The sequence below is a fragment of the Gilliamella sp. CG16 genome (assembly GCF_046635785.1).
GTDB lineage: Bacteria > Pseudomonadota > Gammaproteobacteria > Enterobacterales > Orbaceae > Gilliamella > Gilliamella apicola_I.
The window spans coordinates 207,933-219,565 of record NZ_JBIDFL010000004.1 but is presented as its reverse complement, the minus strand read 5'-3'; the positions used below and the strand labels follow the sequence as shown (position 1 = coordinate 219,565).

The following is an 11,633-nucleotide window of genomic DNA, read 5'->3' as shown; positions in this document are numbered from 1 at the left end:
AAAAATAAATTAATATTATTCATTATGTTATTTTAAAGTGTGAACTAATGTGATTAACCTGTTTTTATGTTTGCATTATAACGAATATGTCATAAATATCGTGATTTTATGTTGTTTTGATAGTGATTCTAAATTGATCGTATATTGATAGATCGATAAATCCGATCAATAATATTTTTGAAGATTATCTCTTCTTTTAAATTAAGTGGATAAATTTTTCAATTATTAAATCAATTTTATTATCTCCTCATATTGAAAATAATGTAAGGAATATAGCAGTATCTTATTATTTTTGATAGTGATTTTAAATTGATTGGGTGTTGATGGATCGATAAATCCGATCAATAATATTTAAAAGGATCACCTCTTCATTTAAATTAATTGGATGAATGTGAAGTTATTAAATCAATCTTAAGATTTGTGATTGATTTGTTATTTTGTTAATGAAGAAAACTATATGAAGCACATTATCAACCCTAATTCACGAAATTTTAGTGAATACAAACCTAACCATTTAGTCATCTCTAAATTGAATATAGGTTCGCATTTAAATTGCTTATTATCTATGCTAAAAAAAAATAGGACTGCAACTAAACTGAGTTATTTAAGTGCAGTTTTGGCTTTCATTTCAGTTAATCCTGCTAATGCAGCACTATCAACAACGACCGTCAATTCGATAAAAGGGGATAAACCTGTCTTTTTTGCAACAGAATCGATCGTTAATAAATTAGGTTTTAATTACAACGGTACTGATTACAATGAAATATCCGGTAACATCACTAGTAATACCACCAAATATTTTGATCATACGACCAACTTAAATGATTTTGTCATAAAAAGTTATTTTGTTCCTAGAACAACTATTGATGATAATAAGGGTGATTATTTTGATATTAATAATGATGCTTTTGATCCTAAGCAACCCATCAGCAACACATTAAATTACGTTTGGAAGGATAGTAATAATGTTAAAATCGATCCTGCAGATTTTAATAATATTGCTTGTAGCCATAACAAATATAAAATGCCGTTAAAATTAGAAATCACCGCGACTGATATTAAAGTTCATACTCAATTTGGCGATCCTAATGAAAGTGATCCTGTCAATTTTATTGAAACTCAATCAATGGGTGCTCAGCCTATAACAAAAACTTATCAAATAGCTATCGCTAATACTTGCTTTGCAAAACCTTATAGTCTTATCTCAGATCCACTTACTCAATGGCGTTCAGTTAAAAATGACAAATCTGAGAATGATGAAAAGTGGAATCTCACCGGAATTGGTATAAATAACATTCCTAAAAATAAACCTAATTTTGCAGTAGGTGGCGGAGTAACTGAAGATTATGTCTTCAATCAAGGATTTAAAGTGACACCTACCTTATCTAAAAAACATTTTCCAACGACAGGTTTTGCCGGTGCGCAATTTCAGTTAGTCATGGGTGGTGTACAAAACGATTATACCTTCACGACAAATAATAGTTCTGTTACTGTTGATAAAGATGGTTTAATTACGCTTAACCAGCCTACTAAAACGGTCACTATAACGGCAACCTTAAAATCTGATGATAAAATCCATTATGATTATACATTCAGTCTTGATTTATGGCTTGAACCAAAATTACAATCTTTCCAAAATCAAAACGATGCAAGGGCTCAATGTACAGGTTCTTCAAAATTGTTGAGCCGAAAAGAATTAAATAATTCATCCGAGTTCTCGACTAAAAATTTAGATGGTGCGAAAGGTCGTATTTATAATGTGTTTACACGCGGAATTGGATATGGTGTCTTCAGTGAGTGGGGGAGATCGCTTAATCAACAGTATAATAGTTTGATTGTTACTTATCCAAAATCTAATTGGAAATTTGGTTGGTATTATACTAATGAATCTCACAACACCACTAATGACAATAATGAAGCCATTTCAGAAGCGATTCTGGTTTCAAGTCACGATGGAATGATTTCGTTTCCTAGTGCTTGGGGTATAGATGAAGCAAAAAGAGCCGTTTGCGGAACTTACTTATAATGATTATAAGGAGTATTTAACCCATTCAACAAGGATTGTTATTTAGCTAGTATTAGGGATGAATTTACACTGACTAATACTTCAAAAGTAGCGTTACCTATTAAAATGATTTTATCAAGTCTGATATGAAAATATGATAGGTAACCTCTATATCACTTTACCTTTTTCTTCCAATAAAATGCCTATATTAAATCACAGTTATGATCAAAATGATTTTTTGTTATCTTGCTGGATTTCATCATTAACTGTATTGTTTTAACCTTTTTATAAAAATTTGAATAGTCATAATAAGGTTAAAAAAGCCCCAATATAGGGGCAAAAATGTGGACTACCACTGTCTTTCCAGTTGTCAGGTACTCAATATTGTAACTTTAAAATACGCTATCAAGTACCGTATCAAAACTGCAGTATGTTCGTACGCCTCTGCTAGCTACTTGAATCTTCTTACCCCATTAGTAACTCGTGGTCTTGCTAACTTTATGGTAAGTCAATTAGTTTTGATAAAATCAATGATAATATAAGTTATCAATTTAGTCAATACTAAAAGTTATTGTTTTTCAGTTTTAATCAAATATTAAATACCACTATTTTGATTTTAAATTGTACTATACATATTAGAACATTATTTTTGTTGTCGTAATATTTATTAATAAATAATTGATATTAAGTTAATTTATGTTTTTTGTTGAGGTGGTATGACACCAATTTTAATAAAAATATTATGTTAGTGTAAAACTTTAAACATTTTGTTTTTATAGGATTATCATTAATTTTTTATAACAATAGTTATTGATTTTAATGATAACTATTGTTATTATGGGTGTGTTTTATTTTGAATAGGAAAACTTTATGATGACACCACAACAACAATTAGCTTTACTTGATGAACAAATAAAAGTCGCTGAGAAACATGTTGACCAACTTTATGATTATCGCCGTCGACTCATAAATCAATATGATCTTAATAAGGGAAAATATCAAAACATTAAGGTAACGCGTCCTCTTTTTTAATTCTTCCTATCGATATTGTTACTAAAAAATAAGTACTTCAACATATGACAATAAGTTAATAGTCACAGATTAATAAATAGTTAAACATTATAAATTGGAATTATATGGAAAAGTTATGAGGTAAATAATGACAGCACAGAACCTGAATATTCAAGAAAATAATAAACCAAAACAATGGCTAAATAAAGTGAGTTTAAATGCTGATTATGATATCACTCAAGTATTAACCCGTTGGGGTAATTGGGCTCGAAAAGAAGCCTATCAACAACGCAAAGTATTTAGTCTATATCAATCTCAAAGAAAGGAATATAAACAGGTCTGTTTAGATAAAGACGGGTTAATAATAGATGGCATTATTTCGACGATGAAAAACAGTAAAATTGCGAAAATAAAAGATGAAGCAAAAGTCTTAATTAAATTCTATTATGGAGACGAAATGATTGTTAATGATCATCTTTATATCGAACGAAGCAAAACACAAACATCGTCGACATTAATTATCAAACCTAAAAATTTACGTGAAATAGCGAAGGATTTAGCCTGTAGTGAAGGCAATATCCGAAAAATAAAAAGTAGTGGTGAAAGTTACATTATTGGTGCATTATCGATGCAAACGATGTTAACCGGCACTGAACTGGAGTTATTGCAACATTTAGTGTTTTAAAAAAGTGGGAAAGTTAATCTTGACAACGTACGCTAATGCATGTATAATTATCTCAAAATCAAGAATTGTTACTTAAGCCCGCTAAGCGGGCTTTTTTATTCTTCTTATTGCTATCTTAACTATTTAGTCAATAGTGTTAATAAATAAAATCTCTCAAAACAATAATTCAATTTATTAGCTATAACTTTTCTCATATTTCTGCCTATATTCGTGCTAAATAGATATTCATTTTATGTTAATACGATTAGTCATATTTTTAATAATTTCATCCTAATTTTATTAATATGATTATTTAACATCTCATAAATAATGAGAATTTTTGAATTTCAATTATTTTTCCCTATTGTGCCCTTATTAAAACTTATTTTATTAAGCTTAACGAATAATATTAGAATGAAATATTAGCTCAAGGGGTTGACAACGTACGCTAATGTAGGTATAATTATCTCAAAATCAAGAATTGTTACTAAAGCCCGCTAAGCGGGCTTTTTTATTGCCTTTAATTTGCAACATATTATTTAACATCCTGTTTATTCATATAAAATAATTAAATCAAAATAAATTAAATTAAATAAACTTCTTTAATATAAGTTTCTTTTATTCAATCGCTTCATTGCGGTTTTTTTATGTCTACGATTTAACTATCAGTTATCACAATTCAACGGGTTCGCAGAGCAATCTCAGAAAATAATTTATACATAAGTGCTGCGTAACCCTTTCTTATTTTTAACTGCCTCAGCAGAAGGCTCACGATGAAGATGAAACCTATGCCAATCAAAGAGCCTGACCATATCAATTGGTATGTTGTCGTTTATTTGTTTTTTGTCACCTTACTGGGATCATTAGCCAGTTATTGCTATCACATTATTAATGGGAATAAGTTTAATCTGATGATTTTAATTGCTCAGATATTTATTTCTACTTTTGCCGGCGCGCTGGTGGTGTTGGCAGCCAGTTATTTTAACTGGCAGTTTGAGCTGGCCGGCGGTGTTGCCGGTTTAGCGGGGTGGTCGGGTGCAACCTTAATTAAAGCGCTTGAAGAACAATTAATAAAAAAAACACGTGGACATGATGATTAAAAGGAAAACTAATGAAACTGACTGAACATTTTAAACTGGATGAGTTTACCTACTCATTGACGGCCAGTCGATTAAAAATTGACAATTCCGTACCGGCAGCACTGATGCCCAATATCCAATTAACAGCAATAAAACTTGAACTGGTCAGAAAAGCCCTTGAGCACCCCATCATCATTACTTCCGGTTACCGTTGTCCGGCATTAAATGCCCGGGTAGGCGGGGTGGCAAGTAGTGCACACACTCAAGGTTTGGCGGTTGACTTCCGTTCGCCATTCGGCACACCGAAACAAATCTGTCAACGATTGATAGATGCAGGAGTCGTGTTTGATAAGCTTATTCAGGAGCATAATCAATGGGTTCATATCGGATTCAGTCCCACTCATAATCGCCAAATAGTGCTGACCGCCGTTAAAAATGGTGGTAAAACCGTGTATTTAAACGGATTAGTATGATGAATAAATTAACATTGTTGATTAAGTTATTACCGTATTGTTGCATTGTAATAACCGGTTTAGCGCTTTATTTTGCGTACCACTGTTGGCAAGGTGAACAACTGGCAATGGCTAAAACGGTGGCGTTAGAAACGCAATTTAACGCATATAAACAAGGTAATAATACCATTAAATTAATTGAGTCAAATATTCTTGAGACAATAAAAGATGAACAGGTTAAAACAGATAGTTTACGTGATGATGTGGATAATGGTCTTGTCGAGTTGCGCATCAAAGTCGCCACCCTCGAACGAAATAGTGCCGCCACCGGCGATATTGCTGACAAAGCCTTACGACTTGCAAAATCTTCTCAACAAGATTATTACCGTCTCACCCACGCAATCAGCTATAACCAAGCCCTAATTGAAGGATGGCAACAATACTATTGTCAGGTCATTGCACCTCAAAATAACACACTGTTTATGTGTAATAAATAAATTACGCATCACCCTTTATTTAATATTAAATAATATATGGCGTTATGATGATTATATCCTAATGATTAACGCAGTTTTATAACGTTATATCAAACTAGTTTTATACAATCACAATTGTTTTTACTTCGATTGGGTTAAAAAATTTTTAACCTAATTAATCCCTGTTTATATGATTTAACAATGGATAATGTGAACAATCAATTCAACTAGATTTATCAATTTATTACAAATAATAAATCAACAACAGCATGGTTTTTATATTATCACCTTATCGTTAAACCCTATCTTCTTTTTTATGGAGTCATTATGCCAATCACGACTGTTTCTAAGCTTGAAATGACTGAAGTTAGACGTTTGATAGCGGAAATTCTGTCTTTACCTGAAACAATTATATTTGAGGAGGATAACATACCCGATGTCTCTCGTTTAGATAAATTCATCACTGTTCTTAATATGTCTCAAACCGAGATAGGCAAAGAAATTTTATATCACGGTGAAGATGAAGAAGAAGTGATATCGACACTAAAAGAAGCAACCATTACCGTCAAAGCATACGGTAAAGATGCCTATGAACAGCTATGCAAATTAACAGAATCAATGCAGTTCACGCCTGTTTGGCAAAAGTTAAAGAAATTAAGAATGGGGTATCTTCGATGCTCCGATATTGAAAACGTATCTACAACTTCTGCAGACAAAACCGTTCAACATGCACAAGTAGATCTTATTTTTTCCATCAATCCAATCGTTAAAACCAGCGTTAAACGCGGTGATAGCGTTAATTTTACATTCGAGGTTACTAAATGAGTTTACCATTAAGTCAAGTCGTAGATGCAACTCTACAACAATCGCCAAGAGGGGCACAAAAACGTGACCTAAGCGTTGTGGCTATTTTTACAAAAGATATGTGTGAAGAATTCAGCAATAAAGATACTCGTTATGTTGTTGTTTCAGATGCAACAACAGTTGCAAATTTATTTGGCACTGATTCTGATGCATATCAAGCTGCTTGCGCATTATTCTCTGCTCAACCTAAACCGAAAACGGCATTGATTGCTAAATATATGCAAGAGGGGGTTACCACTAAAGCGTTGAGTTCAAAAATTAATGGCTCTGCTTTAGCTGTCAGCTATATTCAATTTAAGAGTATTAAAGATGGTTATTTTTCTTTTAACTTTGGTGATGCTAAACATCAAATTACTGATCTGGATTTTAGCAATGTATCAAGTATGAATGATGTTGCAACTGTCATCAATACTAAATTAAAAGATAGTGGAGTTTCAGTTATTTATGATTCTGTTGGTAATAGATTTATTTTAGCTGCTCAAAAAGAAGGTAAAGGCGACAATTTTGGATATGTGTTTGATTCTCAATCAGAAGGCTCTTATATCGGTAATCTTTGTAATTTAATTGATGGTAAAGCATCATTAATTAAAGGAGAGGATGCGACAACTTATCGTAAAGAGTCGCCTGCTGAAGCATTAACTGCATTACAAAATCAATATCAAAATTGGTATGGTGTGTATTTTGCAAATACTATTACAGATAGTGAATTAGTGGAAGCGCATGATTGGGTTGTTGCTCAAGGGGTTGAAAATGCCAAAGTATTAGCCTATACCGAAACTCGAGAAAAAAATATTGAATACAGTGATGATAATGTTCTTAAAACATTGTCAAAACGAAACAGCGGACGCTTGATGGTTCAATATAACAACAAAGGTAATAGCCATGCAGCTGCTGAACTTATGGGCATTGCGTTAACCACCGTATGGACAGGTATTAATACCGCTAAAACAGTCAAATTTAAACAAGAAGCTAGTGTTACATCAGACGACAAAATCACTGTCAATGAAGCGATGAAATGTCGTCGTTTAGGTATCAATTTTTATACAGATTATGCTGGTGTTAATATGCTTGCAGAAGGCGTTATGGTTGGTGGGACATTCATTGATGAAACCACAGGACTGGATGCATTCATCAATGCAATTCAAGTACAAGCATTTAATGCGTTACAAGGTGAACCGACTAAAATTCCACAAACCGATAAAGGACAACAACGTTTAATCAGCAAGTTAAAAATTATTGGTGAGCAATTTGTCAATAACGGTTTTCTTGGCATGGGTAAATGGTCGCTTGGCGATATTGGTGAGCTGAAATTTGGCGATACGGTGAATGGATACTATTTCTATTCAGATTCTTTTGATACGCAAGACACGGCTGATCGTGAAGCGCGCAAAATGATGCCAATTAATTGCGCATTGAAACTTGCTGGTGCAGGTCACAGCGTTGATATTATTGTTCAATTTAATCGATAAGGATACACGATGTCTAATAAATCTTTTTCTTTAGAAGATGCTGTCTTAACAATAGATGGCTATGAAATAACAGGTTATGAAAATGCTCAAGATTCCATTAGTATTGCACCCATAGGGGATGACGGTGATATCACTTATGGTATCAATGGTGAAGGGGTGTTTGTTAACACTTGCAATAAAGGTGCTACTGTCACGATTAAAACATTACAGCACACTGAAACTAACGAAGTATTAAATCAATTACGACAAGCCCAAATTAATAATCCGACAAAAGCTAAAGGTAAATTAATTACCTATAAAGATTTGCGTAATGGTGATGAATTTTTATTGACTGGATGTTGGTTTACCACGCCACCAACTATTGCACGTGGTACAGCTCACAATGGTTTAACATGGACACTTAAAGCAACGAAAGCTGAATTTAACATCAAAGGAGGTCAATAATGGAAAACAAAGATTATATGATAGATAATGTTGTTTATACCTTTAAACAAGCAGATTTTTACAAAGCCAATAAATATCTCAAAAAACTCACAGCCCTCTTAAAGGGCTGTTTTTCTGTCGGTGATACTACATCAGGATTTGATATTGGACAGTTAGCTTCTAATATTGGTACTGAGCAATTTGAAGAAATTGAGCGATTTATTCTCGATTATGTCACTGCCACAGATGAAGCTGGAAAAAAGATACTATTCCAAAATCCAAGAGAAGCCAGTGAATTTTTTAATGCGCATAGAAGTCATTATTACCAAATCATCATTGAAGGATTGAAGTTCCATTTTTTGGCTTTTTTACCAAGTGGCCTATTATCCAATCTAAATACGCTCAGCTTGGAGGAGATAGCCAAGAAAGCGATATAGATTGGTTTATGTGGAGTGTTATTGTCAACAATTATGCAACACTCCACGAATTAAAAACTGTATATTCACTTGATGATGTTATCGATATGCACCATGTGATAGCAGAAGTTAGATTGGCTGAAAAGCCAAAGGAGAATTAAAGTGCATCTAGAGCAATATTTGATAAAAATTGGTGTTGATATCTCACAGGTAAACAATCTAACTAAAGTCACGGCTTTTTTAGAAATCAGTGCAATGAAGTTATCTAACATTGGTAAAGTTATAAATACTACACTTAATAATGCGATTAACGATGCGAGTCAATCTAATGAAAAAGTGGCTGAGTCATCTGAAAAAGCTAAATCTAAATTTGAGATTTTAAAACAAGCTTTAACAAGTATTACGGCTGCAGCCAAAAACTATGGGGAAAAATTGATTAGCGCTTTTAATAGCGCTATTGATAAAGCAGAAGAACTTGCTGGCAAAAAAAATCTCTTATTTTCGATTTCAGAAAATGAACTGGCACAAGTTGAAATATATAAGGCCGAAATTGAAAAATCAAGTCTTGCGATAGACAGCATAAAAACCAAAATAGCTGCGGGGTTATTACCAAGTGTAAATGAACTTATTATAAGCTTTAATGAATGGCTCGAAACTAATAAGGAATTGATTGCTAAAGGTATCATAGTTGTTATTCGTTTTCTTTCAAATTTTATTCGTGTTATAAAACATGCTTGTGAATTTATCGATCTGATAATTTCTAATACCATTGGTTGGGAAAACGCCATAATAGCCTTAAGTGTTGCTTGGGCAGTTTTTAATCGTGCTATGCTGTTCAGTCCTATTGGACTAGTCATCGGTTTGATAGCTGGATTATTGTTGATCATTGATGATTTTATGGTTTTCTTGAAAGGTGGTAAGAGTCTATTTGGTCCATTTTGGCAAGCCTGTATCGACAACATCAAAAATGCCATAACTTGGTGGCAAAATTTAGATAAAAACTGGAAAAGTATTATTTTTGCCGTATTGGGCTATTTGCTTTTATTAGGCGGAAAAATAGCGTGGGTATCAGCTAAGGCTAAATTAATTACCTCAATCTCCAATGCTATTCATAGTATTGGTAATGCTCTCAAAACGCTTGGAAATTTAGTTAAAATTATTAAAACAATTGGCAGTGCAATAAAAACACTGACGTCTATCATGATAGCTAATCCTATTCTGGCTATAATTACTGTTATCGCTTTGGCTGCTTATCTTATTTACGATAATTGGGATTTTCTTGTTTCCTTTTTTTCTGATTTTTGGAATAAAGTCACTAATTTCTTTAAAAATGGTATAAAAGATATACTCATGTACTTTGGTATGAGTGAAGAAAATGCCGAGAAAACGGTCAATGCAATAGGCGCTACCTTTGACGCAATTTCAGACTTAATTACGGCACCATTTAAGGCTGCTTGGGAATTGGTTAAAAGCTTATTTACAATTTGGGCGGATGATAGCACTTCAACAACTGAGAAAATTGGTCAAACTTTTGAAGCAATAAATGATTTTATTACAGCGCCATTTAAAGCTGCTTGGGAATTTATAAAAGGATTGTTTGAGATTTGGGGTGTTGATGTCACTTCTTTTATTGATAATTTAGGAAAAACGTTTTCAGTTATTCTTGACTGTATTACGCAACCTTTTAAAGATGGATTGAAATGGATTGAAGACAATTTTTTTGCTGTCATCGATACGATGAAAAGTAAAATAAAAGGTGCACTTTCTTTTTTTGGTTTTGGTAGTAATAAAAATGAACAAGGTCAAGAAGAACATCTTAAAGCCACGAATTATTCCACAACCCAAAATCTTGCACGCGTGAGTACAGATGTAGCAAAAGTTGGAGGTTTATCTGCATTAAATAAAAACGTCAATAATAATAGTGAAATAATAATTCATAATACAATGAATGTAACTACACCTCAGAATGGTCTCGATCAAGTTTGCAATCTTGTCGACAATGCTGCGAGACGAATCAATGATAATACAGTTACAGCGATGGGGTCTAACTGATGTTTCAATCTATTTTAAACAAATCATCAAAAAATAGTGGGTTAATTGTTACTGATAATTTTGTATTCAGTTTAGATATTAATACTGTCGAACAACATACATCAAAATTAAAAGTCACAGAAAATCCCATTGAAAATGGGGCTAATATTGCCGATCATGCAGTTTTAGAACCAAAGGAGATTTCAATAAATGGTCTTATTGTGGGATATGAAAAAAATACTTTCTCGATTGACCATTCTTTGGGAATAGATTTATCCAATTACCCTTTGCCGATGCCAATCAAAACTTTTGCTGAACAAGCGGAAAACATGGTAAATCGTTTTGCATCACATTTTCAAACAAGCGCTGAAAAATTGAATCAAGTCGTGGCCGATTTTCTACCTGAATATCAATCTCCTATTATAAATAGCTTATTTTCAGATCGTATTGCAGACGCTTACGAAAAATTGCTGGCAATTCAACGGAGTGGTGAACCTGTTATCCTGCAAACTAATGCTAAGCAATATAATAATATGGTTCTAAGTTCTGTGGGTTTGACTCAACAAAAAAATACTTATGGTGAGTTTGCCTTAACGTTTCGAGAAATTTTTATCGTCGAAACGCAAATTGCAAGTGGTCTAAATCAAACGGTTAAAAAACAGAATCTTGGTAAAACACAACCACAGAAAATCGAAGAACTAAAATCTGTTCTTTATAAGATTTTTAGTTGGTTTATTAAGTAA

At 32.9% G+C, this 11,633-nt stretch carries 12 protein-coding genes; all 12 read left to right on the top strand.

Annotation, left to right across the window (positions count from 1 at the left end; genetic code table 11):
* Window positions 1–457 precede the first annotated feature (457 nt).
* Entirely contained in the window at window positions 458–2,026 is a 1,569-nt protein-coding gene (locus ACGH47_RS06500) for a hypothetical protein (RefSeq protein ID WP_267349631.1), read from the top strand.
* Between the two features lie 849 nt (window positions 2,027–2,875).
* Complete coding sequence (locus tag ACGH47_RS06495) at window positions 2,876–3,037, top strand: hypothetical protein (RefSeq protein WP_411605220.1); 162 nt, start codon at window positions 2,876–2,878, stop codon at window positions 3,035–3,037.
* A 127-nt stretch (window positions 3,038–3,164) separates the two neighbouring features.
* Window positions 3,165–3,701, top strand: a complete 537-nt coding sequence (locus ACGH47_RS06490; RefSeq protein ID WP_411623021.1) for an antiterminator Q family protein — start codon at window positions 3,165–3,167, stop codon at window positions 3,699–3,701.
* Window positions 3,702–4,453: 752 nt separating this feature from the next.
* Window positions 4,454–4,780, top strand: coding sequence for a phage holin family protein (locus tag ACGH47_RS06485; RefSeq protein ID WP_218837354.1), 327 nt, complete (start codon window positions 4,454–4,456; stop codon window positions 4,778–4,780).
* An 11-nt stretch (window positions 4,781–4,791) separates the two neighbouring features.
* On the top strand, window positions 4,792–5,232 hold the full coding sequence (locus ACGH47_RS06480) for a D-Ala-D-Ala carboxypeptidase family metallohydrolase (protein ID WP_065559620.1): 441 nt from the start codon (window positions 4,792–4,794) through the stop codon (window positions 5,230–5,232).
* Window positions 5,229–5,708 (top strand): lysis system i-spanin subunit Rz, encoded by a 480-nt coding sequence (locus ACGH47_RS06475; RefSeq protein ID WP_411623020.1) that lies wholly within the window; start codon window positions 5,229–5,231, stop codon window positions 5,706–5,708. The genes ACGH47_RS06480 and ACGH47_RS06475 overlap by 4 nt, the downstream gene beginning before the upstream one ends.
* A 306-nt stretch (window positions 5,709–6,014) precedes the next feature.
* The gene (locus ACGH47_RS06470) at window positions 6,015–6,512 is read left to right on the top strand and encodes an LIC_12616 family protein (protein ID WP_267360092.1); all 498 of its coding nucleotides are present in this window, start codon (window positions 6,015–6,017) and stop codon (window positions 6,510–6,512) included.
* Entirely contained in the window at window positions 6,509–8,020 is a 1,512-nt protein-coding gene (locus tag ACGH47_RS06465) for a DUF3383 domain-containing protein (protein WP_411623019.1), read from the top strand. The genes ACGH47_RS06470 and ACGH47_RS06465 overlap by 4 nt, the downstream gene beginning before the upstream one ends.
* 9 nt (window positions 8,021–8,029) lie before the next feature.
* On the top strand, window positions 8,030–8,464 hold the full coding sequence (locus ACGH47_RS06460; protein ID WP_065558727.1) for a phage protein: 435 nt from the start codon (window positions 8,030–8,032) through the stop codon (window positions 8,462–8,464).
* A complete protein-coding gene (locus ACGH47_RS06455; RefSeq protein WP_411590781.1) occupies window positions 8,464–8,880 on the top strand; it encodes a phage tail assembly chaperone in 417 nt (138 codons plus the stop codon). The genes ACGH47_RS06460 and ACGH47_RS06455 overlap by 1 nt, the downstream gene beginning before the upstream one ends.
* A 159-nt stretch (window positions 8,881–9,039) precedes the next feature.
* Window positions 9,040–10,911 carry a hypothetical protein gene (locus ACGH47_RS06450; RefSeq protein WP_411623018.1) on the top strand — a complete coding sequence of 624 codons (1,872 nt, stop codon included), beginning with the start codon at window positions 9,040–9,042 and terminating at the stop codon, window positions 10,909–10,911.
* Complete coding sequence (locus tag ACGH47_RS06445; RefSeq protein ID WP_411623017.1) at window positions 10,911–11,633, top strand: phage baseplate protein; 723 nt, start codon at window positions 10,911–10,913, stop codon at window positions 11,631–11,633. The genes ACGH47_RS06450 and ACGH47_RS06445 overlap by 1 nt, the downstream gene beginning before the upstream one ends.

Coding starts and splice junctions, on each gene's coding strand:
- ACGH47_RS06445 (WP_411623017.1), top strand. CDS start 10,911: ATGTTTCAATCTATTTTAAACAAATCATCAAAAAATAGTGGGTTAATT.
- ACGH47_RS06490 (WP_411623021.1), top strand. CDS start 3,165: ATGACAGCACAGAACCTGAATATTCAAGAAAATAATAAACCAAAACAA.
- ACGH47_RS06460 (WP_065558727.1), top strand. CDS start 8,030: ATGTCTAATAAATCTTTTTCTTTAGAAGATGCTGTCTTAACAATAGAT.
- ACGH47_RS06465 (WP_411623019.1), top strand. CDS start 6,509: ATGAGTTTACCATTAAGTCAAGTCGTAGATGCAACTCTACAACAATCG.
- ACGH47_RS06455 (WP_411590781.1), top strand. CDS start 8,464: ATGGAAAACAAAGATTATATGATAGATAATGTTGTTTATACCTTTAAA.
- ACGH47_RS06480 (WP_065559620.1), top strand. CDS start 4,792: ATGAAACTGACTGAACATTTTAAACTGGATGAGTTTACCTACTCATTG.
- ACGH47_RS06500 (WP_267349631.1), top strand. CDS start 458: ATGAAGCACATTATCAACCCTAATTCACGAAATTTTAGTGAATACAAA.
- ACGH47_RS06485 (WP_218837354.1), top strand. CDS start 4,454: ATGAAGATGAAACCTATGCCAATCAAAGAGCCTGACCATATCAATTGG.
- ACGH47_RS06495 (WP_411605220.1), top strand. CDS start 2,876: ATGATGACACCACAACAACAATTAGCTTTACTTGATGAACAAATAAAA.
- ACGH47_RS06470 (WP_267360092.1), top strand. CDS start 6,015: ATGCCAATCACGACTGTTTCTAAGCTTGAAATGACTGAAGTTAGACGT.
- ACGH47_RS06475 (WP_411623020.1), top strand. CDS start 5,229: ATGATGAATAAATTAACATTGTTGATTAAGTTATTACCGTATTGTTGC.